The 23,371-nt window shown below is 69.0% G+C and carries 22 protein-coding genes and 1 pseudogene; 9 read left to right on the plus strand and 14 right to left on the minus strand.

Annotated elements, in window-relative coordinates; genetic code table 11:
• Nucleotides 1-11 precede the first annotated feature (11 nt).
• Entirely contained in the window at nucleotides 12-1,325 is a 1,314-nt protein-coding gene (locus tag BIX52_RS23250) for a hypothetical protein (RefSeq protein WP_075221094.1), read from the minus strand.
• Between BIX52_RS23250 and BIX52_RS10965 the strand changes: the two genes are divergently transcribed.
• The gene (locus BIX52_RS10965; RefSeq protein WP_075221095.1) at nucleotides 1,254-2,477 is read left to right on the plus strand and encodes an OmpA family protein; all 1,224 of its coding nucleotides are present in this window, start codon (nucleotides 1,254-1,256) and stop codon (nucleotides 2,475-2,477) included. The two genes, BIX52_RS23250 and BIX52_RS10965, sit on opposite strands and share 72 nt — an antisense overlap.
• A 395-nt stretch (nucleotides 2,478-2,872) precedes the next feature.
• Here BIX52_RS10965 and BIX52_RS10970 read toward each other — a convergent pair whose 3' ends face one another.
• Nucleotides 2,873-4,243, minus strand: a complete 1,371-nt coding sequence (locus BIX52_RS10970) for an amidase family protein (protein ID WP_075221096.1) — start codon at nucleotides 4,241-4,243, stop codon at nucleotides 2,873-2,875.
• A gap of 86 nt (nucleotides 4,244-4,329) precedes the next feature.
• Nucleotides 4,330-5,565: a Zn-dependent hydrolase gene (locus tag BIX52_RS10975; RefSeq protein ID WP_075221097.1), complete on the minus strand. Its 1,236-nt coding sequence runs from the start codon at nucleotides 5,563-5,565 to the stop codon at nucleotides 4,330-4,332.
• A 127-nt stretch (nucleotides 5,566-5,692) separates the two neighbouring features.
• Between BIX52_RS10975 and BIX52_RS10980 the strand changes: the two genes are divergently transcribed.
• A complete protein-coding gene (locus tag BIX52_RS10980) occupies nucleotides 5,693-7,066 on the plus strand; it encodes a TrkH family potassium uptake protein (protein ID WP_211098174.1) in 1,374 nt (457 codons plus the stop codon).
• A 35-nt stretch (nucleotides 7,067-7,101) separates the two neighbouring features.
• Here the strand turns inward: BIX52_RS10980 and BIX52_RS10985 are convergent, their stop codons facing one another.
• The 6 genes from BIX52_RS10985 to lgt all read right to left on the minus strand — a co-directional run bounded on the left by BIX52_RS10985 (nucleotide 7,102) and on the right by lgt (nucleotide 13,637).
• Nucleotides 7,102-8,727: a CTP synthase gene (locus BIX52_RS10985; RefSeq protein ID WP_075221098.1), complete on the minus strand. Its 1,626-nt coding sequence runs from the start codon at nucleotides 8,725-8,727 to the stop codon at nucleotides 7,102-7,104.
• A 388-nt stretch (nucleotides 8,728-9,115) separates the two neighbouring features.
• Nucleotides 9,116-9,607, minus strand: a complete 492-nt coding sequence (locus tag BIX52_RS10990) for a hypothetical protein (RefSeq protein ID WP_075221099.1) — start codon at nucleotides 9,605-9,607, stop codon at nucleotides 9,116-9,118.
• On the minus strand, nucleotides 9,604-10,755 hold the full coding sequence (locus tag BIX52_RS10995; RefSeq protein ID WP_075221100.1) for a M24 family metallopeptidase: 1,152 nt from the start codon (nucleotides 10,753-10,755) through the stop codon (nucleotides 9,604-9,606). The genes BIX52_RS10990 and BIX52_RS10995 overlap by 4 nt, the downstream gene beginning before the upstream one ends.
• A 2-nt stretch (nucleotides 10,756-10,757) precedes the next feature.
• Nucleotides 10,758-11,543 carry a peptidoglycan editing factor PgeF gene (pgeF, locus tag BIX52_RS11000; RefSeq protein ID WP_075221212.1) on the minus strand — a complete coding sequence of 262 codons (786 nt, stop codon included), beginning with the start codon at nucleotides 11,541-11,543 and terminating at the stop codon, nucleotides 10,758-10,760.
• Nucleotides 11,544-11,613: 70 nt separating this feature from the next.
• Nucleotides 11,614-12,768: a class I SAM-dependent methyltransferase gene (locus BIX52_RS11005; RefSeq protein WP_075221101.1), complete on the minus strand. Its 1,155-nt coding sequence runs from the start codon at nucleotides 12,766-12,768 to the stop codon at nucleotides 11,614-11,616.
• The gene (lgt, locus tag BIX52_RS11010; protein WP_075221102.1) at nucleotides 12,765-13,637 is read right to left on the minus strand and encodes a prolipoprotein diacylglyceryl transferase; all 873 of its coding nucleotides are present in this window, start codon (nucleotides 13,635-13,637) and stop codon (nucleotides 12,765-12,767) included. Before lgt ends, BIX52_RS11005 begins: the two co-directional genes overlap by 4 nt.
• Nucleotides 13,638-13,774: 137 nt before the next feature.
• On the opposite strand from lgt, the gene BIX52_RS11015 reads away from it, so the two are divergent.
• From BIX52_RS11015 to BIX52_RS11045, 7 genes are all read left to right on the plus strand, one after another.
• On the plus strand, nucleotides 13,775-14,080 hold the full coding sequence (locus BIX52_RS11015; protein WP_075221213.1) for an accessory factor UbiK family protein: 306 nt from the start codon (nucleotides 13,775-13,777) through the stop codon (nucleotides 14,078-14,080).
• Nucleotides 14,081-14,235: 155 nt separating this feature from the next.
• The gene (locus tag BIX52_RS11020; protein ID WP_075221103.1) at nucleotides 14,236-14,739 is read left to right on the plus strand and encodes a type III secretion system chaperone family protein; all 504 of its coding nucleotides are present in this window, start codon (nucleotides 14,236-14,238) and stop codon (nucleotides 14,737-14,739) included.
• Nucleotides 14,736-15,575, plus strand: a complete 840-nt coding sequence (gene proC / locus BIX52_RS11025; RefSeq protein ID WP_245803171.1) for a pyrroline-5-carboxylate reductase — start codon at nucleotides 14,736-14,738, stop codon at nucleotides 15,573-15,575. Before BIX52_RS11020 ends, proC begins: the two co-directional genes overlap by 4 nt.
• A 63-nt stretch (nucleotides 15,576-15,638) precedes the next feature.
• On the plus strand, nucleotides 15,639-16,589 hold the full coding sequence (locus BIX52_RS11030; protein ID WP_075221104.1) for a TetR/AcrR family transcriptional regulator: 951 nt from the start codon (nucleotides 15,639-15,641) through the stop codon (nucleotides 16,587-16,589).
• Between the two features lie 163 nt (nucleotides 16,590-16,752).
• Nucleotides 16,753-17,103: a tRNA-binding protein gene (locus BIX52_RS11035; protein WP_075221105.1), complete on the plus strand. Its 351-nt coding sequence runs from the start codon at nucleotides 16,753-16,755 to the stop codon at nucleotides 17,101-17,103.
• Nucleotides 17,100-17,699 (plus strand): bifunctional nicotinamidase/pyrazinamidase, encoded by a 600-nt coding sequence (pncA, locus tag BIX52_RS11040; protein ID WP_075221106.1) that lies wholly within the window; start codon nucleotides 17,100-17,102, stop codon nucleotides 17,697-17,699. The genes BIX52_RS11035 and pncA overlap by 4 nt, the downstream gene beginning before the upstream one ends.
• Nucleotides 17,700-17,812: 113 nt before the next feature.
• Nucleotides 17,813-18,505, plus strand: coding sequence for an FAD-binding oxidoreductase (locus tag BIX52_RS11045; RefSeq protein ID WP_075221107.1), 693 nt, complete (start codon nucleotides 17,813-17,815; stop codon nucleotides 18,503-18,505).
• 96 nt (nucleotides 18,506-18,601) lie between these two features.
• Here the strand turns inward: BIX52_RS11045 and BIX52_RS11050 are convergent, their stop codons facing one another.
• The 5 genes and pseudogenes from BIX52_RS11050 to BIX52_RS11070 form a co-directional block, all read right to left on the minus strand.
• A complete protein-coding gene (locus tag BIX52_RS11050; protein WP_075221215.1) occupies nucleotides 18,602-19,312 on the minus strand; it encodes an SDR family NAD(P)-dependent oxidoreductase in 711 nt (236 codons plus the stop codon).
• Between the two features lie 67 nt (nucleotides 19,313-19,379).
• The gene (purF, locus tag BIX52_RS11055) at nucleotides 19,380-20,816 is read right to left on the minus strand and encodes an amidophosphoribosyltransferase (protein ID WP_108676549.1); all 1,437 of its coding nucleotides are present in this window, start codon (nucleotides 20,814-20,816) and stop codon (nucleotides 19,380-19,382) included.
• A 158-nt stretch (nucleotides 20,817-20,974) separates the two neighbouring features.
• Nucleotides 20,975-21,511: pseudogene (locus BIX52_RS11060) on the minus strand (CvpA family protein); the annotation flags it as partial.
• Nucleotides 21,511-22,923 (minus strand): DNA repair protein RadA, encoded by a 1,413-nt coding sequence (radA, locus tag BIX52_RS11065; RefSeq protein ID WP_075221110.1) that lies wholly within the window; start codon nucleotides 22,921-22,923, stop codon nucleotides 21,511-21,513. The gene radA and the pseudogene BIX52_RS11060, both read right to left, overlap by 1 nt.
• A 44-nt stretch (nucleotides 22,924-22,967) precedes the next feature.
• Nucleotides 22,968-23,369, minus strand: a complete 402-nt coding sequence (locus BIX52_RS11070; protein WP_075221111.1) for a GFA family protein — start codon at nucleotides 23,367-23,369, stop codon at nucleotides 22,968-22,970.
• Between the last annotated feature and the right edge of the window lie 2 nt (nucleotides 23,370-23,371).

The following is a 23,371-nucleotide window of genomic DNA, read 5'->3' on the forward strand; positions in this document are numbered from 1 at the left end:
TATCCGGGGCGTCATTCAGCCAGAAGGAAGGCAGTATGCGTAAGGTCACAGGCTGGGCAATCGCCGCCGTCATGGCAGCGACCGTCCCGGCTTCGGCGCAGGTGGGGGTGAGAGCGCCCGCTGTCGACGCCGAACCGAGCATCAGCACCGTTCAGAACGCCCAGGAGCTTCAGAACGAGCGCCAGGAGTTCCGCCGGGAAAACCGGCAGGCGGAGCAGGAGATCCAGAACGAGCGCCAGGAGCGGGCCCGCGAAACCCGGCAGATGGACAACGAGCTGCGCAACGAGCGGCTCGAGTTCCGCGCCGAGGATCACACCCCGGCCGAGCGCCGCGCCGGTCAGGCGGAGATCCAGAACGAGCGCCGCGAACGGGCCGCAGAACAGCGCGCCGAGGACAACGAGCGCGCCAACGAGCGCCAGGAGTTTCGCGGCGAGCAGCGCGCGACGCAGCAGGAAATGACAAACGAGCGTCGTGAGGCGGCCCGCGAGGACCGTGCGACGACGAACGAGCGGCGCAACGACGCCGCCGAGCAGCGCCAGCGCACCAACGAGCGGCGGGAGAAGGCACGCGACCAGCGCAGCAGCCTCCCGACCCGCTCCCCCGTCGACCTTGCCCGGCTTTCGCCGGGCATTCTTCTGGCGCAGGCCCCCGTGGACCAGCGCCAGGAGGAGCGCCGCGCCAAGGCCCGCGAAGAGCGTCGCCAGCGCAATGAGGCCCAGGGGAACCAAGGCAAGCAGGGGAACCAGGGCAAGCAGGGTAACCAGGGCAATCAGGGCAAGCCGCAGCGCGAGGCTCAGCAGCAGCAGCAGCGCCAGCAGAACCAGCAGCGCCAGGCGCAGGAACAGCGCCGCCAGGAGCAGCGCCAGCAGCAACAGCGCGACGCCCAGCAGCAGCGCCAGCAACAACAGCGTGAAGCGCAACAGCAGCGCCAGCGCGAGCAGCGTCAGGCCCAGGAACAGCGCCAACAGCGTCAGCGCGAGGCCCAGCGGCAGAACCAGGCTCAGCAGCAGGGCGAGCCGAGCCGCGACGCCCGCCGCGAGGAGTTGCTCCGCAACCGTCAAGAACGCGCCCGCGATGCGCAGGCCGATGGCCAGGAGCGCCGCCGCGACGCGCAGGCCGCCCAGCAGCGCCGCCGCGAAGAGGCCCTTCGTGACCGTCAGAACGCCCGCCAGGACCCCGGCCCGAACGGGCGTGAGCGCCAGGACGCGCGTCAGGATCGCCGTCAGGATGCCGCCGACGATCGCCGTGACATTGTGCGGGACCGCCGCGATGACCGTCAGGACCGCCGTCAGGACGCGCGCTTCGACCGTCAGGAGGACCGTCAACGCCTGCGCCGCGAGCGCCGCGAGGACATCGCCCGCGCCCAGCGCCAGGAAAACCGGGACGACCTGCGCCAGCGCGCCGAGCGGGCCGAGCGCCGCGCCGACCGCCTGCGCGATCGCCGTGACGACCTGCGCCGCGAGCTGCGCCAGGAGCAGCGCGACGACCGCCGCGACTGGGTCCGCCGCGAGGAGCAGCGCCGCGACCGCTACCGCGATTGGGAGCGCAGCCGCCGCAACGAGACGCTGGAGCGCGCCGCCTGGGCCGGTCTCGGCGCCTTCGCCGGTGCCGCCATCGTCGCCTCCACCCAGGGCCGCACCACCTACGTGGTCGAAGGCCAGCCGCTGATCGTCGACGAATACCCGAGCCGCTTCGGCTGGCGCGCCGACGCCTACGACGTGCGTGACCTCAACAACGGCTGGACAGAATCTGTGGTCGTTCGCGGCGACGGCTCGCGCATCGTCACTATCGTCGACAACAACGGCGTTCCGATCCGTCGCTACCGCGTCCTGCCGAACGGGCAGACGGTCACGCTGTTCAACAACCTGCCGACCTGGTGGGACGATCGCTCGAGCCTTGAGGTCAACATCGGCCAGGTGAACGTCGGGATGCCCTATGACCGCTACGTGGTCGAGCCGTCGCGCGCGCCCGTCGAAGTGGTTTACGAGACGGTGACCGCCGAGCCGGTCCAGGAGCTCGACCGCGCCTATACGCTGAACCAGGTCCTCTACAACGAAGATCTGCGCGCTCTGATGCCGCGGATCGACGTCGACACGATCAACTTCCAGTCCGGCTCGGCCTACGTGGACGATTCGGAGATCGGCAACCTGGAGACGCTCGGCGTCGCGATGGAAGAGGCGATCTACGCGAACCCGTCCGAGGTCTTCCTCATCGAGGGCCATACGGATGCGGTCGGCTCGCCCGAATCGAACCTCGTCCTGTCCGACGCCCGCGCCGAGAGCGTGGCCGAGATCCTGACCGAGTACTTCGAGATCCCCCCGGAGAACATCGTCACCCAGGGCTTCGGCGAGCAGTACCTGAAGGAGCAGACGATGGGCGACAGCCGCACGAACCGCCGCGTCACGGTCCGCCGCATCACCCCGCTCCTCGCCACCGATGATCAGATCGCCGGCCTCGAAGACCAGAATTTCGACTGATCCCGATCCAGAGACCAGAAAAGGCCGCCCTCCGGGGCGGCCTTTTTGTTTGTGCCCACGGGCCAAGCTGTGGCGGCGGGCTCTGGTGACGGGTTGCGGCGGCGTTTTGGGTGACGGCGCCGGGTCTTCATCCGCGGCAGCGCCCCGCGAGGCGTTCCCCCTCGCGCTCCCCCGGTTCGCCACCCGGCAGGGGTTCAGTGTGAGGGTGCGAAGAGCACCCTCCCTCTGAAACCCCTGATCCAAGCGTGTCGAGGGCCGCAACGGCGTCAAGCGTCCGTCCTCGCCATGCTCGCACCCTCGAAGTCGAGGGCGCTGCGCGTGTCTCCGGGCGAACGCTTGACCCCGCCGCAGCCCTCCCAGCAGGGGTGCCGCGCCGGCTGCGCCGGAAACGGGGTTCAGTCGCCGCGGACGATCGCCTCGATTGCCAGTGCCGCCGATAGAAGACGTTCGTCGTCGTTGCTCTTCGCGCTGATGAGGAAGCTCACCGGCAGCGGCGACGGGCTCGCCATCGGCATCGCCACACCCGGCAGGTTGAGGAAGTTGCCCGTCATCGTGTTGCGCAGCATCAGGAGATTGACCCGGCCGAACTCGTCCGGGTCCGCATCGAGCGGCGCGATCTCAGGTGCCACACGAGGCACCGTCGGGCCGATGAGGAAGGCGTCCTCCATGTCGGCCGCGATCTGCGCCGAGAGCTTGGCGCGCATCCGCTGGTTCATCAGAACGTCCTGCGCGGTCATGGTCTTGCCGCGAAGGATGCGGGCGACCACCCGGCCGTCCATCTCCTCCGCGTCGGCGCTCTCCATCCGCTCCTGGTGGTAGAAGTAGGACTCCGCGTTGGCGAGCGTGCCGTGGTCCGCCATCACCCGCGCCGCCTCGCCGATCTGCGGCACCGTGCGCGTTTCCACCGTCACGCCCGCCTTCTCCAGCCGCTTCACCGCCTGTTCGAAGGCGTCCGTTACCGCGTCCTCGCAGTCGTCCAGCCACAGCGTTTCGGAGAGGATGAGGCGCATCCCGGCGATGTGGCCGCGGGCGACCGTGGGCGCCGTGCCGCGCAGCGCCGCGTCGAGGTGGACGCAGTCCTCCACCGTGCGGGCGAGGGGACCCACCGTGTCGAGGGTGAAGGAAAGCGGCGTCGCGCCCTCGGTCGAGATGCGGCCCTCCGACGATTTGTAGCCGACGATGCCGTTCACCGCCGCAGGGATGCGCACCGAGCCGCCGGTGTCGGACCCGATTGCCGCCGTCGCGAGGCCGGACGCCACCGCAACCGCCGAGCCGGACGACGACCCGCCCGGAATGCGCGGCGTCTCCTTGTCGTGCGGATTGGCGGGGGTGCCATAATGGGGGTTGAGGCCGAGGCCGGAGAAGGCGAACTCCGTCATGTTCACCTTGCCGAGCGCCACCATGCCCGCCGCGGCGAGGTGGGCGACGACGGGGCAATCGTCCTCCGCGGGGCTGGCGTTCCGCCACAGGGCGGACCCCGCGGTCGTCACCTCGCCCGACATGTCGAACAGGTCCTTCCAGGCGATCGACACGCCGTCGAGGCCGGAGGCGGGGCGGCCGGCATCGTAGCGGGCCTTGGCGGAGCGGGCCTCGCGGCGGGCGCGCTCTGCGGTCACCGTCAGATAAACCGCGTCGCTCTGGGCGGCGGCGATGCGGTCCAGCAGGACCTCCGTCACCGCGATGGGGTCGGCCTCACCGGCGAGGTAGGCACGGGCGAGGGGGACGGCCGCGAGATCGGCGGCGCGTTCGGGGGCGAGGTCTGTCATTCGTCACCTGGCATGATCGCCATCGGACCTACCGCCCGCGAGCGCGTCTTTCAACGCCTGCGGGTGAGGGGCCGACGGCTGGCGCGTCAGAGCGTCTGGTCGAGGGCGATGATGGTGTCGAGGATCACCTGCGTCCCGGCGGCGCAGTCCTCCTTGGTGGCGCTCTCTTCCTCGTTGTGGCTGATCCCCTCCCAGCAGGGGACGAAGATCATCGCCGTGGGGCAGGTGGTGGCGACGAAGTAGGAATCGTGCCCCGCGCCCGAAATCATGCGCTTGGAGGTGAAGCCATGCTTCTCCACCGCGCCGGCGATCGCCTCCACCACGCGGGCGTCGAACTTCACCGGGTCCTTGCGCCAGCGCATCGTGAATTCGATCTTCACCGGGCGCTTGGCCTCGATTTCGGCCACCTTGGCGTCCAGCGCCGCGGTCATCGCCGTCAGCGTGTCACCGTCCGGGTGGCGCAGCTCGGCCGACATGGTGCAAAGCCCCGGCACCGTGTTGCGCGAGCCCGGCAGCACCGCCGTCACGCCCACCGTGCCGACTCCCGGCGGGTTGGCGAGCGCGATCTCCTCGATGGCGAGCGCCAGCTCGGCCTGCGCCATCTGCGCGTCGCGGCGATAGTCCATCGGCGTGGTGCCGGCGTGGCTGTCGCGCCCGGTGATCGTGACGTCGAACCAGAAGAGGCCCTGTCCCCCCTCGACGATGCCGATCTGCAGCTCTTCCTTCTCCAGGATCGGCCCCTGCTCGATGTGGAGTTCCACGAAGGCGGCGAACTTGCGCGCGCCGGTCGGCTCGGTGCCCTTGTAGCCGATCTTCTCCAGCTCCTCGCCGAACACCCCGCCGATGGGGTCGGCGAGGGCCAGCATGTCCGCCTCTTGCATTTCGTTGGAGTAGACGCCGGAGCCGGTCATGCCGGGGGCGAAACGGGCGCCTTCCTCGTTGGTCCAGTTGACGAGGGTGATGGGGTGGCGCGTCTCGTAGCCGGCGTCGACGAGGGTGCGCAGGGCTTCGAGGCCCGCCAGAACGCCGAGGATGCCGTCGAACTTGCCGCCTGTCGGCTGGGTGTCGAGGTGGGAGCCAAGCGCGATGGGCGTGGCGTTCGGGTCGGTGCCGGGTCGGGTGGCGTACATGTTGCCCATGGTGTCGAGGCCGAGGGTGAAGCCGGCGTCCTCGCAGGCGGCCTTGAACCAGTCACGCACCTGTTTGTCTTCGGCGCTGAGGGCGAGCCGCCTGACGCCGCCTTTGGGCGTGGCGCCGAATTTCGCGGTGTCCATCAAGGTGTCCCAGAGCCGCTCCGGGTTGATGGTGAGGTTGGTCTTCATTCCGTGTCTCCTCCGGCATCACCATTCCTTTCCGCAAGAGGGAAGGGAACCGGTGGGCCGCCATATTGGTTGGGGAGCATCCTACACATCCGGTGCCACGCGCACCCACTTGTTGGAAGTTCCCCCTTTGCCACCCATCAAACCGATCCATCGTCGCGCGGCGAAGGCCGTCCTGTCGCGCCTCAACAGGCTGTCGACGGCCCGTCTGCTGCTGGTGGGCTATGTCAGCTACATGGCGCTCGGCTTCGCGCTCCTGTCGCTGCCCTTCGCGCAGGCCGTCCCTGTCGCGCCGCTGGACAACCTGTTCATCGCCACCTCGGCCGTGTCGACGACCGGCCTCGTCACCGTCGATCCCGGCACCAGCTACACCTTCGCCGGCGAGATCGTCATCCTGGCGCTCTTCCAGGTCGGCGGCCTCGGCTACATGACGCTGTCGTCTTTTTTCGTGCTGGCGCTCAGGCACCGGCTGAGCCGCGGCCGCCAGCGCACCGTGCGCGCCGCCTTCGACCTGCCGGACGAGATCTCCGTGCCCGGCTTCCTGCGTGCCGTCGTCGTCTTCACGCTTCTGGTGGAGACGGCGGGCGCTGCGGCGCTCTACCTTCTGTTCGCCGAGGCCGGTCGGCCGGACGCGCTGTGGAGCGCGATCTTCCACGCCGTGTCCGCCTTCTGCACCGCAGGCTTCAGCCTCAACGCCAACGGGCTCGAGGACTATGTGGCGAACCCCGGCGTCAACGCCGTCGTCGCCGTCCTGTCGCTCCTGGGTGCCATCGGGTTCATCGTCGTGTCCGACACGTGGCGTACCCTGACCCGCCAGGAGCGCCGCCTGGGCGAAACCAGCCGCACCATTCTCCTGGTGACGCTCGCGATCATCTCCACCGCCTTCCTGACGATCATGCTGACCGACGAGACGCTGGCCGCCTTGCCGATCGCCGATCGGGCGCTCGGCGCCTTCTTCCAGGCGATGTCGGCCTCGACCACGGTGGGCTTCAACACCATGTCGATCGGCACGCTGGGCATGGGCACCATCGTGGTGCTGATGGTGCTGATGATCGTCGGCGCGTCGCCTGCCGGGACCGGCGGCGGGTTGAAGACGACCACCTTCGCCGTTTTGTGGGGCATCGTCGCGGCGGTGCTGGGGCGGCGGGACGAGGTCTTCGTCGTCGGCCGCGAGGTGCCTTTGCGGACAGTGCGCTCCGCGGCGGCGGCGATGGTCTTCTATGGCGGCGTGCTACTCGCCGGGCTTCTGGTGCTGGCCCATTCCGAGGGCGGACCGTCCTTCGAGGCGCTTCTGTTCGAGGCGATCTCGGCGCTCGGCACCGTCGGCCTGTCGCTCGGCATCACCGGCGACCTGTCGAGCGTCGGCAAGGTGGTGATCGTGGTTCTGATGGCGGCCGGACGGCTCGGCATCCTCACCTTCGGCCTCGCTCTGGCGCTGCCGAACAGCCAGTCCTCGTCGGCCCGGCGCCGTCTGCTCGCCGACGCGGAACCGCCGCTCGACTGAGCGGCCGAGGACCGACGAAAGGCGGAGCCGGCTGCCTAAACCAACCGGCTCTGCACCATCGCTGCGCCCACGAACCCCGCGAACAGGGGGTGCGGCTCGAAGGGGCGGGACTTCAGCTCCGGGTGGAACTGAACGCCGATGAACCACGGGTGGTCGACGATCTCCACCGTCTCCGGCAGCACCCCGTCCGGCGAGGTGCCCGAAAAGCGCATCCCCACCGCCTCCAGCCGCTCGCGATAGGCCATGTTGACCTCGTAGCGGTGGCGGTGGCGCTCCTCGATCCGCGTCGCGCCGTAGACCTTGGCGATCAGCGTGTCGCCCGACAGGTCCGCCGGGTAGGCGCCGAGGCGCATCGTGCCGCCGAGGTCGCCGCCCTCGAGCCGCCTCTCCAGCTCGTTGCCGCGCAGCCACTCGGTCAGAAGGCCGACGACGGGCTCGCGGCATGGGCCGAACTCGGTCGAGCTCGCCCCCTCGATGCCGGCCATGTGCCGCGCCGCCTCGATCACCGCCATCTGCATGCCGAAGCAGATGCCGAAGTAGGGCACCTTGTGGCGCCGCGCGAAGGAGGCCGCGGCGATCTTGCCCTCCGCCCCGCGCTCGCCGAACCCGCCCGGCACCAGGATGCCGTTGACCCCCTCCAAGTGCGCCGCCGGGTTCTGCGTCTCGAAGATCTCCGCCTCGATCCAGTCGAGCTTGACGCGCACGTTGTTGGCGATGCCGCCGTGGGTCAGCGCCTCCACCAGCGATTTGTAGGCGTCCTTCATCTCCGTGTACTTGCCGACCACGGCGATGGTGACTTCGCCTTCGGGGTCCTTCACGCGCTTGGAGATCTCGGCCCAGCCGCCGAGGTCCGGCGTCGCGGCCTTGATGCCGAAGATGTCGAGCACCTCGTCGTCCAGCCGCTCGTTGTGGTAGGCGATCGGCACGTCGTAAATCGACGCGACGTCGAGCGCCGGGATCACCGACGTCTCACGTACCGAGCAGAAGAGGGCGAGCTTGCGGCGCTCCCCGGCCGGGATCGGACGGTCGCACCGCACCAGCAGAATGTCCGGCTGAATGCCGATCGACCGCAGCTCCTTCACCGAGTGCTGGGTCGGCTTGGTCTTCAATTCGCCCGCGGACGGGATGTAGGGCATCAGGGTGAGGTGGATGTAGAGCGCGGCGCCGCGCGGCAACTCGGTGCCGAGCTGGCGGATCGCCTCGAAGAAGGGGAGGCCCTCGATGTCACCCACCGTGCCGCCGATCTCCACCAGCACGAAGTCGATGCCCTCGTTGCCCTCGAGCACGAAGTTCTTGATCGCGTCGGTGACGTGCGGGATCACCTGCACCGTCCCGCCGAGATAGTCGCCCCGGCGCTCTTTGGTGATGATGTCCTGGTAGATGCGGCCGGTGGTGATGTTGTCCTGCTGGCTCGCCGGACGCCCGGTGAAGCGCTCGTAGTGGCCGAGGTCGAGGTCCGCCTCCGCGCCGTCGTCGGTCACGAAGACCTCGCCGTGCTGGTAGGGGCTCATCGTACCGGGGTCGACGTTGAGGTAGGGGTCCAGCTTACGGAGCCGCACCTTGAAGCCGCGCGCCTGGAGGAGGGCGCCGAGCGCGGCCGAAGCGAGACCCTTGCCCAACGAGGACACAACGCCACCCGTGATGAAGATGTAGCGCGTCACGTCAAACCTCGGTCGTCTGGAAGGGGCAGGATGAATCCGCCGTCGGGCGGCGGGGGGAAGAGGACGGGGTATCGTCCGGTGGCGGTGGTGCGAGGAACCGCGGCACGACGCCCACGGGTGCGGGGCACCTCACCCTTGGCGGGGCGGGTGGTGCGGCAGCGCGCATGTCCAGCATCGGCGGATCCTCTTCTGCGCACCGACGCTTATCCCGGCCTGGACGCCTTGTCATCGGCCCTGGCCGCTTTGGTGGCAGCAATTCACATATCGGCCGCCGGGACCGGCCGCCGGCGGCTATATATGACGGCTCGGGACGGGATGCGAGGTGCCGGCGCGCGCTGCAAACCTGGGTTGCGGCGAGGCGGCGCGGCACCGGCTCCGCCGAGCCCGCTCAGGCGTCCGAATAGAGCCAGGCGCGCAGCAGCGCGGCAACGCGCCGGGCGATGATGTCGAGGTCGCTCTCCTCCACGCCCGCCCAGGGGTCACCGTCGCTGGAATCGGACCGTTTGGTGCCGGAGATGCGGTGCACCCGCCGTCCCGACACGTCCTTCACGTCGAACACGTAGAAGACCAGCGAGTTGGTGTCCTCCGACACGGCAGTCAGCGTGCCTTCGACGCGGAACAGAGCCCGGCCGCCGGGGCGCTTCACCACCGTCAGCCCCTCCTGCTCGGCGCTGCGCCACAGCCGGCGGGTCAGCTCGTCGGCCATGTTGCCGGGGGCGCCGGGGAAGGGCTCGAACGCGAAGGAGGCCTCCTCGGGCGTTCCCACCGGCTCCACCGGGGAATAGACGTTGGCGGCGACGCCGGTGGCGACGCCGGTCAGGCGCGGCGCATCGCATCCGGCGAGGCCCACGACGAGGAGGAGGGCGAGTGCGGCTCTCATGCCGTCAGGAGGCGCGGTGCGAGGGCGGACAAGGGTTCGGGCGCGTCGTCGGTGGTGAGGAAGGTGCGGCCGAGGGTCATCGCCGTCCCGCTCTCGGAATCGAGCAGGATCATGTGGGCGAACAGAACCATGTTCGGCACGATCTTGGCGGGGTTGGCGGCGTAGAACATCGGCCAGTCCATCCAGGACGGAGTGAAGGCGGCGCCCAAGGAATAGCCGCACGCGTTGAGTCGGAAGGAACCCATACCACGGTCCTGCAGGGTGCGGGCATGGGCCTCGTAAACATCGCCGAAGGTGTTGCCCGGACGCATCGTCGCCGCCACCTCGGTGAGCGCCGCCTCGGCCGTATCGAACATCTCACGGTGGCGCGGGCGCGGCGTGCCGATCACCACCGTCTCCATCATGGCGACGTGGTAGTGGCGGTAGGCGCCGGCGAATTCCAGCGTGAGCTGGTCGTCCGCGTCGAGCTTACGGCGGCCGGAGGCGTAGCGCACCAGCAGCGCCTTCTCGCCGGAGCCGATGATGAACTCGTTGGCTGGATAGTCGCCCCCGCCGGCGAAGATCGCCCCTTGCATCGCGGCCAGGATCTCGCCCTCGTCGGCGCCGGGTTTGATGCGCTCAAGCCCCGCAGTCAGCGCCGCGTCGGCCAGCTGGCCCGCCTTGCGCACATAGGCGATCTCCGCGTCGCTCTTCACGCTGCGCAGTTGCGGCACGATGGACGACGCCTCGATCAAGGTGCCGAAGCGCTCCAGATGCTCCTCGAGTCGCTTGCCGTTCTTGGCGGTCAGGCCGTGCGTGTCGGTCTCGATGCCGATGCGTGCGCCCAGAAGGTCCATCTCGAACAGGTGGTCCTTCAGCGCTTTGGCGGGGTCGGCGCCGGCCCTGTCGGTCCAGATGACGATCTCGTCGATGATCGAGGTCTGGCGGGCCTGCCTCAGATCCGCCGAGCGGGTGAGCAGCGCCATCCGCCGCTCCTTGGTGACGATGAGGCACTGGAAGAAGACGAAGCCGAAGGTGTCGTAGCCGGTCAGCCAGTACATGCTTTCCTGGGCGAACAGGAGCATGGCGTCGAGCTTGTTCTCGGCCATCTCGGCCTGAAGGCGGTCCATCCGCGCGTCGTATTCATCGCGGCTGAAGTGAAGAGCCATCGTCAAGCCTCCAGGCTGATGGTCGCGATCAGGCTGCCTTGCCCTGCCTCGCCGCGGTGGGTGCGGCGCCTGTAGGAGTAGAAGCGTTCCTCATCGCCGTACGTGTCGCAAGCCATATCGTCGACCGTGCCGACGCCTGCCGCGCCGAGCCGTGCGGCGACGAAAGCGGGGAGGTCGAACATCAGCCGTCCCGCATTGGCGGAGGGGGTGAAGAAGGCCGCGGTGTCGACCCCGGCGGGCGCCGCCTCGGCAACGGCGTCGGCGAGTTCCTGGCCCACCTCGTAGGACGTCTGCGCGATCGTCGGGCCGATGACGGCGACGGTGCGTTCCATGCGCGCCCCGGAGGCGGTCATCGCCGCCAACGTCGCCTCCAGGACGCCGCCGACCGCGCCGCGCCACCCGGCATGGGCGGCACCGACGACACCGGCTTCGGCGTCCGCGAACAACACCGGCGCGCAGTCCGCCGTGCGCACGCCGAGGACGATGCCGGGGACGGCGGTCACCAGCGCGTCGCCCTCGGGCCGGTCGGCGGTCGGCGCGGTCACGGTGTGGCAGATCGCCGAGTGGGTCTGGAACAGCGTTACCAGCCGGTCGGCGGGGGCGCCCATGTGGGCCGCCACACGGGCGAGGTTCTCGGCGACGAGGGTCTGGTCGTCGGCCGATCCTGTGCCGGTGTTGAGCGAGGCATAGAGGCCGGTCGATACGCCGCCCTGTCGGGTGAAGAAGGCGTGGCGCACGCCGGGAAGGGCGAGGCTGGCGGAGGTGAGCGGCTGCGGCGAAGAGGTCACGGGCAGCACCTTATCTGTACGGGCGACGGTGGGAGAGGGAGGGGAAGAGGGGGGCGAGCGGGGGCAGGGATCACGCGGCGGATCCCTTCGGCGGTTGAAATCCGGGCGGCGGCGCGGCGCGGGCGGTGACGGCGAGAGCGCGGAAGAGGGTGCCCATCTCGCCCTCGCCATCCCCGGCGAGGCGGTGGACGGCGGCCTCGATGGCGGCGCGCCCGTCGGCATCGGCGCCCGCGCCCAGGCGCCCGGCGCGCTCCAGAAGGCCGAGTTGCAGAAGCATCGCCCCCTGGCCGACAGGGCCGTGGGCGAAGGCGCCGGCCGCCACGCTCGCCGCCGCCAGCGCCGAGAAGTCGACATGGGCCGACAGGTCCGATTCGCCCGGCCGGTCGAGCACGTCGACGCTCTGGTGGGCGCGCACCGCCTGCAGCGTCTCCCCGTCGCCGGGGCTGTCGTAGCCGTAGTCGATGACAAGCGCCGCGCCGACACCGTGCGTCGCGATCGCCCGCGCGATGTCGGCCATCATGATGTCGGCGGCGGGGCGCAGCTCGCGCACGGCGCCTTCGGGAGAGGGTGGGACCTCGCGAAGCGCCCCCTCCGCACCACCCACCGGCGCCCGGAACGTGACGGGGAAGGGGGAGAGGCCGAAGGCGAGTTCCCCATCGGTGAGGCCCACCACGCGCTCGAACCAGCGCCCGCCGCGGCTGACGATCTGGCGCACCGGCAGCGCGTCGAAGAACTCGTTGGCGACGAGGTAGAAGGGCCGGTCCAAGGGCGGCGCGTCGGCCCAGGCGATGTTGGGGTGGAGCGGGGCGAGGCGGTGGCGCTGGGCCTGCTTGAGCCGCTCCGACGCTTCCACCAGCACCACCCGGCTGGAGCGCACGAAGCGCGGGTCGCGTCCCATCACGCGCAGAACGTCGTGCATCAAGGTGCCGCGACCGGGGCCGAGCTCGACGAGGTCGAACGGAGCCGGCCGCCCGTCGCTGATCCAACGGTCGAGCAGGAAGGCGCCGATCAGCTCGCCGAACATCTGGCTGATCTCCGGTGCGGTGACGAAGTCGCCCTCGGTCCCGAACGGCTCCTGGCTGGCATAATAGCCGTCAGGGTCGGTCAGGCACGCGCTCATGAAGTCGGCCACCGAGATCGGCCCGTTGAGGCCGATGCGCCGGATCAGCCGCTCGGCGACCGGCGTTGGCGTCGGCGGGGACGGGGAGCGCGCGTCCTTGCTCATCGCGCGTCCATCGCGGTGGACGGGCTGGCGGGCGGGTAAGCGGGGCGCACCAGCGCCCGCGCGATCACCGCCGCGCCGATGGCGATCATCGGCACCGAGAGGAGCATCCCCATCGTCACCGGGCCGAACAGGAAGCCGAGCTGCTGGTCCGGCATGCGGAAGGTCTCGCCGACGATGCGCACCAGACCGTAGCCCGCCCCGAAGAGCCCCAGCGTCAGCCCCGGCCGCCTGAGCGATCCCATGCGAACCGCGATCGCAAGCACCACGAAGAGGAGAAGCCCCTCCATCGCCGCCTGATAGAGCTGGCTCGGGTGGCGCGGCACGCCGCCTGCGCGCGGGTCGGGGAAGATCATCGCCCAAGCGACCTCGCTCGGCCGGCCCCACAACTCGCCGTTCACGAAATTGGCGATCCGCCCGAAAAAGAGGCCGATGGGCACGACCGCGGCAATCACGTCGAACAGCGCCACGAACGAGATGCGGCGGGACCACGCGAAGGCGAGCACGGCGACGATCACGCCGATCAGCCCGCCGTGAAAGGCCATGCCGCCGTCGTTGATGCGAATGATTCTGACCGGGTCGGCCAGATACACGCTAAGGTCGTAGAAGAGGACGTAGCCGAGCCTCCCGCCGAGGACGATGCCGAGTGTGACCCAGGTGACGAGGTCGCCGATTTCCTCTCCGGTCGGCCGCGGGCGCGTGCCCCACAGGGCCGGTCTGTTCACCAGCCGCCGCGCATAGGCCCAGCCCAGCAGGATGCCGGCGATATAGGCGAGCGCATACCAGCGGATTGGAATTGTTACGTCGGCAAAGGGGATCGGAATGACAATTGCATTCGGATCGAGTGCCGGAAACGGAATGACAGGCAGCATAGAGCGACTCGCGAACGGACCACATATAGAGTATCGCGAACGAGCGCGATGTGTTGTTGAACTGGCCGTCTTGTCCGGTCGACATGTGGGAACCAAATCCCCATACGCGACAGACGACGCCTTGATTGGAGAGCGCCATGACCCAGACCAACAACCGCCTCATCGACGAGATCGCCCGTCTCGCGACGGACGCGGCCGCCGTGGCCCAGGGTGCGCGCCGCGAAGTGGAAGGCGCCATGCGCAGCCAGGTCGAGCGGCTTCTGTCTGATGCGAACGTCGTCCACCGGGACGATTTCGAGGCCATGAAAGCCATCGCGATCCGTGCAGCCGACGAGGTCGACGCGCTGAAAGCCCGTGTCGAGGCGCTGGAGGCCCGCATGGCCCCGCCGCTCGCCCCCGCCCCGGCGGATGACGCCGGGCTTGCCGGGCAAGGCCCGCAGTAGGCCCGGCCGTGGACCAGCGCCGCCGCGCCCTTTCCATGCCGCACGTTATTTGATCTCCTATCGGCGGTCTTGCGGGATTCGACCCACCCGCTTCCACCGTCGGCCCAAGCGCGGACCCCCATCGGGGCCGGGTCTGCGTGCTGAAAGGATCAGCGATGAGCTTGATCGACTACGACGAATTCACCGTCACTGCCAATCCCATCGACCGTATCGAAGAGGTGGCCAACGGCAACGATTGGACCTACGAGCGCGTCGGCGACGACGAGATCACCATTTCCGTGTCCGGCCGGTGGAGCGCCTACCACGTCGCCTTCACCCATATGGAAGAGTTCGACTCGCTCCACATCGCCGTCGCCTTCGACCTCAAGGTGACCGAGCCCCGCTATACCGAGGTCTGCCGCCTGCTCGCCCTCGTCAACGAGCGCATGTGGATGGGCCACTTCGACCTGTGGAGCAAGGAAGGTGTCGTCATCTTCCGCCACACCCAGCTTCTGGCCGGGGACGAGCTTCCGGCGACGGGCCACATCCAGGCGCTTCTGTCCCACGCCGTGGAGACCTGCGACAGCCACTACCAGGCGTTCCAATTCGTCGTCTGGGCCGGTAAGAGTGCGGCCGAGGCGCTGGAAAGTGCGCTGTTCGAAACGGTGGGTGAGGCGTGACATCGGACTTTGTGCGTGAGGCGGAGGCCGTCGGCCGCCGCATCACTGCTGAGCGGCCGCTCTTGTTGATCGGCGCCGGCAATATGGGCGGGGCCATGCTGGAAGGCTGGCTCAACGGCGGAATGGACCCCCAGGCGGTGATCGTCGTCGACCCGACGGCGGATCTCGACGCGCTGCGCCGCCCCGGCCTGCGCATCCTGAAGGAGCCGCCGGCAATCGTCGCCCACACCATCCTCCTCGCCGTGAAGCCGCAGATCATGGGCGAGGTGCTGCCCCAGCTCACGGCCAACGTGGACGACGAGACGGTGCTCGTCTCGATCGCCGCCGGCATCACCGTCGCCAAGCTGAAGGAGCTGGGCCGCGGGCCGATCGTGCGTTCCATCCCCAACACCCCGTCGTCCATCGGCCAGGGGATGACCGCCGCCGTCGCTATCGATGCGTCGGACGAGGTGGTCGCCACCGCCGACGAGCTGCTCGGTGCGCTCGGCAAGGTCGCCTGGGTGGACGACGAAGCGCTGATCGACGCCGCCACCGCCGTCTCCGGCTCCGGCCCCGCCTACGTCTTCCACATGGTGGAGGCGATGACCGCGGCCGGGATCAAGGCCGGCCTCCCGGCGGACGTGTCGGAGACCCTGGCGCGCCAGACCGTCATCGGCGCCGGTGCGCTTCTTGCGCGCAGTCCGCTTGACCCGGCCACCTTGCGCCGCAATGTGACGTCACCGGGGGGCACCACCGCCGCCGCGCTCTCCGTCCTCGCCGACACCGGCGCGCTGACGGAGCTGATGACGAAGGCCGTGGACGCTGCGGCCAAGCGCTCGCGCGAGCTCGGCAGCTAAGCCCCGCCACGACTGGGACGGCGCCGGGCTTCGCGCTGGCGCCCCCGCTACGGGGAGGGTGTGATGCTGAGTTCGAGTGAGACCGCGCGCGACCGCGTGATCGACGCGGCGATGGCCCTTCTGGCCGCCCAACCCTACGAGACGCTCACCCTCAGCGCCATCGCCGAGGCGGCCGGCGTCTCGCTGGGCGAGCTGAACGCCGCCTTTCCGAGCCGCATCGCCATCATCGAAGGCTTCGTCCGCCGGGTGGACGCTGAGGTGCTGTCCGGCACCTTCGACGATATGGCCGACGAGCCGCCGCGCGAACGCCTGTTCGACGTGCTGATGGCCCGGCTCGACGCTCTCGCTCCCCACCGCCCCGCGCTCGCCTCGCTGATGCGCTCCGCCCGTCGCGACCCCGCCCTCGGCCTCGCCCTCAACGCCTTCGCCGTGCGCTCTCAGGTGTGGATGCTCGCCGCCGCGGGAGTGGATGCCACCGGCCTGCGCGGCGCCGTAGCGGCCCAGGCGCTGGCGGCGGCCTACATGCAGGTGCTGCGCGTCTTCGTGAAGGAGGACGATCCCGGCATGCCGCGCACCATGGCCGCGCTCGATCAGGCTCTTCGCCGGACCGAGGGGCGCCACAACCGCCTCGCCCGGTTTCTGGGACCTGCCGTGCGTGTCCGCCCCGCCGACGCGCGGCCGCAGGATACTACCGATCATCCCTCTCCATCGACCGGCGACCCTGCGGACGAGGGGGACCTTCCGCCCAGCGCGATGCCTTTCGACGACGCGGCTCCCGTCTCGATGTCGACCGGCGACGGCGCCACCGCGCCGGGCGACCTGCCGGACGATCCGCTGTCCCACCCCGCCGCACCGGTGGAGGCGGGGATGCCGTTCGACGATGCCGCGCCGGAGATCACGACGTTGAACACGGAACCGGAACGTCCTGCGCCCGCCGCCAACGAGACCCGCCCGGACGGTGCGAGCGCTGACGCTTCAAGCACTGACGAGGATCCGGCGGGGGCGCGAACATAGAAGACCGCGGGCAGCGCCGAAGAGCCTCCCGCGCGGCTTGCCTCTCACGGCTCGTCACTGGTGGGCCACGGCCCGCAACGGCCGGTGAGACGGTTCGATATCACCGAGCGCCCGGTGTGACGGACCCACTGGCGGGCCGGGTCCGGCATGCTAAAAGGCGACCATGACCGAACCCGCTTCCCCCATCGTCTTCGCCGACTTCCTCAAGGTCGATGTGCGCATCGGCACCATCATCGCCGCCGAGCCGTTTCCCGAGGCGCGCAAACCGGCCATCAAGATGCGCATCGACTTCGGGCCGGATGTCGGCGAGAAGAAGTCCTCCGCCCAAATCACGGTGCACTACACGCCGGACAGCCTGGTGGGACGCAAGATCATGGCGGTGGTCAACTTCCCCCCGCGGCAGATCGGCAAGTTCATGTCCGAGGTGCTGGTGCTCGGCTATGAGGACGAGGCCGGCGCCATCGTCCTCGCCGTCCCCGACAAGGACGTCCCCAACGGCGCGAGGCTGATGTGACGGCGGCGGCGCTTCTCGTCGTCGACATCCAGAACGATTTCTGCCCCGGCGGCGCGCTTGCGGTAGAGGACGGGGACGCCGTCGTCCCCGGCCTGAACGCGGCGATGCGCGCGGCCGACGCGGTCATCCTCACCCAGGACTGGCATACCGCCTGCCACTCGTCCTTCGCCTCGCAGCACCCCGGAAAGGCGCCCTTCTCGGTGGTGGACATGCCCTATGGGCCGCAGGTGCTCTGGCCCAACCACTGCGTCGGCGGGTCCTACGGCGCCGCCTTCCATGCCGACCTCGAGACCGAGCGGGCCGACCTCATCATCCGCAAAGGCATCCACCGCGACGTCGACAGCTACTCGGCCTTCTTCGAGAACGACCGGACCACGGCAACCGGGCTCGACGGCTACCTCAGGACGCGTGGCATCACAGCCCTCACCATCGCCGGTCTCGCCACCGATTTCTGCGTCGCCTATTCGGCGCTGGACGCCGCGCGCCTCGGTTACGCGGTCACCGTCGATCTCAAGCTCAGCCGCGCCATCGACCTCGACGGATCGCTGGCCGCTGCGATCGAACGCATGAGCGCTGCCGGCGTCGTCTTCGCCTGAGCGCGGGCCGGAAAGTACGGCCAACACGGCGGTTTCGGTTATTTTTCGCTGCTGTTATGAGACGAAAATGCGGCGAGCGCGTTCCTTGACCACAATTCAAGGAGACGTCGCCCATGCGCCATACCCTCACTTTGAAGAGCAAGGACCAGGTGACTCACGACACCGTTCATCTGGTCTTCGACCGGCCGGACGGCTACGAGTTCCACCCCGGCCAAGCGAACCATTGGGGGCTGGACATTCCGGGTTTCGAGCACGCCAGCAAGCCGTTCACCATGATCTCGCTGCCCGAGGAAGACCGGCTCGATTTCATCATCAAGGTGTACGACACCGCCGCCAATCCGGACCATGACGGCGTGACGGAACGCATCGGCGCGATGGAGCCGGGAGACCGCGTGTTCGTGGACGAGCCGAGCGGTGACATTCGCGACGAGGGGCCGGGCGTCTTCATCGCCGGCGGGGCGGGGATCACACCGTTCGTGCCGCTGCTGCGGGCGCGCCAGGCGGCCGGAACGCTGGACGGATGCACGCTGATCTATGCCAACAAGGCCGAGCGCGACATCATCCTGCGCGACACGTGGGAGGCGATGGAAGAGCTGCGGTCCATCTTCGTCACGAGCGAGGAGAAAGACCAACCGAACGGCCGGATCGATGCCGGCTTCATCGACGAGATGACCGGGTTCGACAACCGCTTCTACGTCTGCGGTCCGCCGCCAATGATGCGCTCCGTCATCGCCGACCTGCGCGCCTATGGCGTGGGTGACGCGAACATCATCGTCGAGAAGAAGTGGTTGAACGGCGACGCCTGACGAGGCGGCAGTTTCGGCCGTGCCAACAAAAAAGCCCCGCCGGATGATCGGACAGGGCGTTTTCGCTGTTACGGACGGTGTGCCGGGCGCCGCGGCTCAGAGGAAGGCTTTCTCGCTGAACGACCATGTCGCGGCGCTCCGGTCGAAGGTCGGCGCGCACATGGCGGCGATGTAGGGGGCGACTTCGTCCGGGGTCGGCAGCGTCTCGGGATCCTCACCCGGGACGGCGGCGGCGCGCATCGCCGTGCGGATCGGGCCGGGGGAGAAGAGGTTGGAGCGCACGTTGGCGGTGCCGAGTTCTGCCGCGTAGGTGACGATCATGGCGTTCAGCGCCGCCTTGGAGATCGCGTAGGCGCCCCAGTTGGCCCTCAACTTGGTGGCCGCGCCCGATGTGATGAAGACGCAGCGCGCCGCTTCGGAGCGCCGCAACACCGGGTCCAGCGTGCGAATCAGCCGCCAGTTGGCGGTCACGTTCACGTCGAACGTTTCCTGCCACACCTTGGCGGGGATGTGGGCGAGCGGCGCGATCCGTCCCAGAACGCCCGCATTGCCGACAAGGATGTCGAGTTTGCCCCAGCGCTCGAAGATCGATTCGCCCAAGCGGTCGACGCCGGGCCCGTCGGTCAGGTCCAGCGGCACCAGGGTCGACGCCCCGCCCGCGGACTTGATGCGGTCGTCCAACGCCTCCAGCGCATCCACCTTGCGGCCGACTGCGATCACATGGGCGCCGCGTGCCGCGAGGTCGATCGCCACCGCCGCTCCGATGCCGCGCGTGGCGCCGGTGACGACGGCGAGGCGGCCGTCCATCCGGCCGGGGTCGGCAAGGCCGCCGCCCAGGGCGACAGGGTCGGAAAGCTCAGTCACGGAAAGTCCTTCAGGCCCGTTCGAGAAAGGCCAGGTGGTCCTGCGGAAGACGGTCGGCCCGGTCGGTCAACTGCGTCGGATATTCGCCGGTGAAGCAGGCGTCGCAATATTGCGGGACCTCGTGGCGGTGATCCTCGCCGGTCGCCCTGTAGAGGCCGTCGATGGAGAGGTAGGCGAGGCTGTCGACGCGGATGTGGCGCGCCAGCTCCTCGACCGACATGCGGGACGCGATCAGCTTCGACTTCTCCGGGGTGTCGACGCCGTAGAAGCAGGAGTCGGTGGTCGGCGGGGAGGCGATGCGCATGTGGACCTCGGCGGCCCCGGCGTCGCGCACCATCTCGACGATCTTCATGGAGGTGGTCCCGCGGACGATGGAATCGTCCACCAGAACGACGCGCTTCCCCTTCAGCATGTAGCGGTTGGCGTTGTGCTTCAGCTTCACGCCCATGTGCCGGATCTGGTCCGACGGCTCGATGAAGGTGCGCCCCACATAGTGGTTGCGGATGATGCCGAGCTCGAACGGCAGGCCCGACTGTTCCGCGTAGCCGATGGCCGCCGGCACGCCGGAGTCCGGCACAGGCACGACGATGTCGGCGTCCGCCGGCCCTTCCTTGGCCAGCTCACGGCCGATCCGTTTGCGGACCTCGTACACATTGAGGCCGCTCAGCATGGAATCGGGGCGGGCGAAGTAGACGTACTCGAAGATGCAGAAGCGGTTGGGCGGCGTGTCGGGGAAGGGGCGCACGCTCTCGAGGCCACGGTCGGAGATGACGACGAGTTCGCCCGGCTCGACCTCGCGCACGAAGCGCGCGCCGATGATGTCGAGCGCGCAGGTCTCGGAGGCGAGGATGAAGGAACCCTCGAAGTCGCCGATGACGAGCGGGCGGATGCCCAGCGCGTCGCGGCAGCCGACCATCAGATTGTCGGTCATCGCGACGAGGGCGAAGGCGCCCTCGATCTGCCGGATCGCGTCCACGAACCGCTCGATGAAGGTGGCCTTCGCGGAGGTGGCGAGGAGGTGGATGAGCACCTCCGTATCCGACGAGGATTGGAAGATGGACCCGGACGCGCGCAGCGTATGCCGCAGCTTGCGCGCGTTGGTCAGGTTGCCGTTGTGGGCAACGGCAAAGCCGCCGATCGCGGTTTCGGCGAACAGCGGCTGTACGTTGTGGAGCGCAGGCTCGCCCGTGGTCGAGTACCGGTTGTGGCCGATCGCACAGTCACCCCTCAGCCGGTCGATGACGTCCTGGCTGGTGAAGTTGTCGTCGACCAGGCCCATGTGGCGCTCCTGGCGGAATGTGCCCCTGTCACAGGACACGATTCCCGCCGCCTCCTGCCCGCGATGCTGCAGGGCGTGGAGGCCGAGCGCCGTCAGGGCGCTTGCACCGGGGTTCCGGAAAACCCCGAAGACACCGCATTCGTCGTTGAAGCGGTCACCGGTATCGATGAGGCGAGTCAATGTCAGTTTGCGCTCTCGTTGCCGCCCAGCGGCTGGGGTTGAATGACGGTATTGTCGGTCGTTCCGGCGGCGGGATCGGTCGCCGCGTCGATCGTCTGGTCGAGCTGCTGCTGCTGGGTCGGATCATAAGTCTGACCAGCAGGGGCGGGCGTTGCGGCCGGAGCCGCGTCGTCACCCTCGAAGGCGCCGCGGATCGCCTGCTCCGGATCGTCCGGGATGGCGGCGAGGAGCTGGTCGCCGAGCTCGGACAGCTTCGGATAGGACGCGGCGGTGGTCACCCAGGCCGGACGATCGGGCGCAGCCACGAGCCAGTTGAAGAAGATCACCGCGACGACGACGAGAAGGAGGCCGCGCGCGGCGCCGAACACGAAGCCGACCAGACGGTCGATCGCGCCGACGGGGGAGTCCATCACGAAATCGGAGATCTTCATGGTGATCAGCGACACGACGATGAGCGAAGCAAGAAAGATGCCCGCAGCCGAAAGGCCGACGGCGATGGTGCGGTTGTCCACATATTCGAGAACGTAGGGCAGAGCCTGCTCGTAGAACATGTAGGCCATCACGGCGGCGGCGACCCAGGCGGCAATGCTGAGCACTTCACGCACGAAGCCCCTGAACATGGCAAGGACTGCCGAAATGAACACCACGGCAATGACAACGCCGTCGAGGATCGCGATATTCATCAATCGTCTCCGAAAGAGGAAGCCTGCCGCTCGTCGGCAAAGCCATTTGGTGCGATGCGGTGAACCAAATCGCTTAGCAATGCAACCTCACTGGTTGCGCAACCCTCGCTATCCGCAGCCCCTTGGCCGGGGACGATGGCTCCGCGAAACCCGAGCTTCGCCGCTTCCTTCAGCCTCCCATTGGCGTGGGGGACCGGGCGGACCCGGCCCGAAAGGCTGACTTCACCGAAATAGACCACGTCCGGCGGAAGGGCGATCCCCGCGCGGGAAGAAATCAGCGCTGCAGCCACGGCAAGGTCCGCCGCCGGCTCGGCAATGCGAAGACCCCCCGCGACTGCCAGATAAATGTCATAGCTCGATAATACAAGCGCACAGCGTGCCTCCAGCACCGCGAGCACCATGGAAAGGCGCGAGGAATCCCAGCCGATGACCGCCCGGCGCGGGGTGCCGAGGCGCGACGGGGCGACCAGCGCCTGAACCTCGACGAGGAGCGGGCGCGTCCCCTCCATGCCCGCGAACACCGCCGCGCCGGGCGAGGACACGTCCCGCTCGCCGAGGAAGAGCTCGGACGGATTGTCCACTTCACGCAGGCCGCCCCCCGTCATTTCAAAGACTCCCAGCTCGTCGGTGGGGCCGAAACGGTTCTTGGAGCCGCGCAGCAGGCGGAAGGCGTGGGACGGGTCGCCCTCGAAGGTCAGCACCGCGTCCACCATGTGCTCGACCACGCGCGGCCCTGCGAGCTGGCCGTCCTTGGTGACGTGGCCGACGAGGATCACCGCCGCCCCCGACAATTTGGCATAGCGGATCAGCGCCTGGGCGGAGGCTCGCACCTGCGTCACCGTGCCGGGGGAGGCCTCGGCGATGGAGGTCTGCAGCGTCTGGATGGAATCGATCACGACGAGCGCCGGGGGAGGGCCCGCCGACAGGGTTTCGAGGATCGTCTCCACCTCGGTCTCGGCGGCGAGGGCGACGGCGGACTTGTCGGCCCCCAGGCGCCGGGCGCGCAGCTGCACCTGCGCCGTCGCCTCCTCGCCGGTGACGTAGACGACCCGGTTGCCCCGATCCGCCAGCGTGGCCGCGACCTGAAGCAGCAGCGTCGATTTGCCGATGCCGGGATCCCCGCCGATCAAGACCGCCGATCCGGGGACGAGGCCGCCGCCCGTCACCCGGTCGAACTCGCCGATGCCGGTGACGATGCGCGGCGCCTCGGGGATCGGCGCGTCGAGCGAGGAGAGGGTGAGGCGGCGGCCCTTGGAGCGCGACGTCTTGCCGGTGGCGGCCGCCATGATATCGGCGGTTCCGGCCTCCTCGATGATGCTGTTCCAGGCCCCGCAGGCGTCGCACTTGCCGGACCAACGGTTGTGGACCGCGCCGCAGTCCTGGCACACGAAGCGGGAGGCGCGTTTGGCCAATCGGCTCTCCTTGCCCGGCGCCTTGGTGGGCGCTGCGGGATCTATTAGGGATCGGTCGCGAACACGGCGACGCCGTCCGGCAACCGCACCCAGGGATGGCGGCGACAGTCGTAGACCGAGGCGGTGGGGGCGGGGAAGGCCGGGTCGGCGAATCCCCCAACCGCGACGCTGACGCCGTCCTCTCCCGCCTCGGTGTGGAACAGCGTGGTGCCGCAGGAGGGGCAGAAGTGGAAGGTGAAGCGGGCGCCGCCGTCGCCGCGCCGCTCGTAGCGGGTCGACGCGCCGCGGACGGTGAACGGTGGTTCAAAGTAGGCGAGCGCGGCGAACACGCTGCCGGTGCGCCGCTGACAGGCGAGGCAGTGGCACAGGCCCGTGCCGAGATGGCGCGCGTCGTCGACGGTGATGGTGAGCGCGCCGCAGGAGCAGGTTGCGGTGCGCGGCGCCATCC

The sequence above is a fragment of the Acuticoccus yangtzensis genome (assembly GCF_001927245.1).
GTDB classification, from domain to species: Bacteria; Pseudomonadota; Alphaproteobacteria; order Rhizobiales; family Amorphaceae; genus Acuticoccus; species Acuticoccus yangtzensis.

Bases quoted from the DNA above. Each gene is read 5' to 3' on its own strand.
- BIX52_RS10970 (WP_075221096.1), bottom strand. From the start codon at position 4,243: ATGACAGACCTCGCCCCCGAACGCGCCGCCGATCTCGCGGCCGTCCCC.
- BIX52_RS10975 (WP_075221097.1), bottom strand. From the start codon at position 5,565: ATGAAGACCAACCTCACCATCAACCCGGAGCGGCTCTGGGACACCTTG.
- BIX52_RS10990 (WP_075221099.1), bottom strand. From the start codon at position 9,607: ATGAGAGCCGCACTCGCCCTCCTCCTCGTCGTGGGCCTCGCCGGATGC.
- BIX52_RS10995 (WP_075221100.1), bottom strand. From the start codon at position 10,755: ATGGCTCTTCACTTCAGCCGCGATGAATACGACGCGCGGATGGACCGC.
- BIX52_RS11005 (WP_075221101.1), bottom strand. From the start codon at position 12,768: ATGAGCAAGGACGCGCGCTCCCCGTCCCCGCCGACGCCAACGCCGGTC.
- lgt (WP_075221102.1), bottom strand. From the start codon at position 13,637: ATGCTGCCTGTCATTCCGTTTCCGGCACTCGATCCGAATGCAATTGTC.
- BIX52_RS11015 (WP_075221213.1), top strand. From the start codon at position 13,775: ATGACCCAGACCAACAACCGCCTCATCGACGAGATCGCCCGTCTCGCG.
- BIX52_RS11020 (WP_075221103.1), top strand. From the start codon at position 14,236: ATGAGCTTGATCGACTACGACGAATTCACCGTCACTGCCAATCCCATC.
- BIX52_RS11030 (WP_075221104.1), top strand. From the start codon at position 15,639: ATGCTGAGTTCGAGTGAGACCGCGCGCGACCGCGTGATCGACGCGGCG.
- BIX52_RS11035 (WP_075221105.1), top strand. From the start codon at position 16,753: ATGACCGAACCCGCTTCCCCCATCGTCTTCGCCGACTTCCTCAAGGTC.
- BIX52_RS11045 (WP_075221107.1), top strand. From the start codon at position 17,813: ATGCGCCATACCCTCACTTTGAAGAGCAAGGACCAGGTGACTCACGAC.
- BIX52_RS11050 (WP_075221215.1), bottom strand. From the start codon at position 19,312: ATGGACGGCCGCCTCGCCGTCGTCACCGGCGCCACGCGCGGCATCGGA.
- BIX52_RS11070 (WP_075221111.1), bottom strand. From the start codon at position 23,369: ATGGCGCCGCGCACCGCAACCTGCTCCTGCGGCGCGCTCACCATCACC.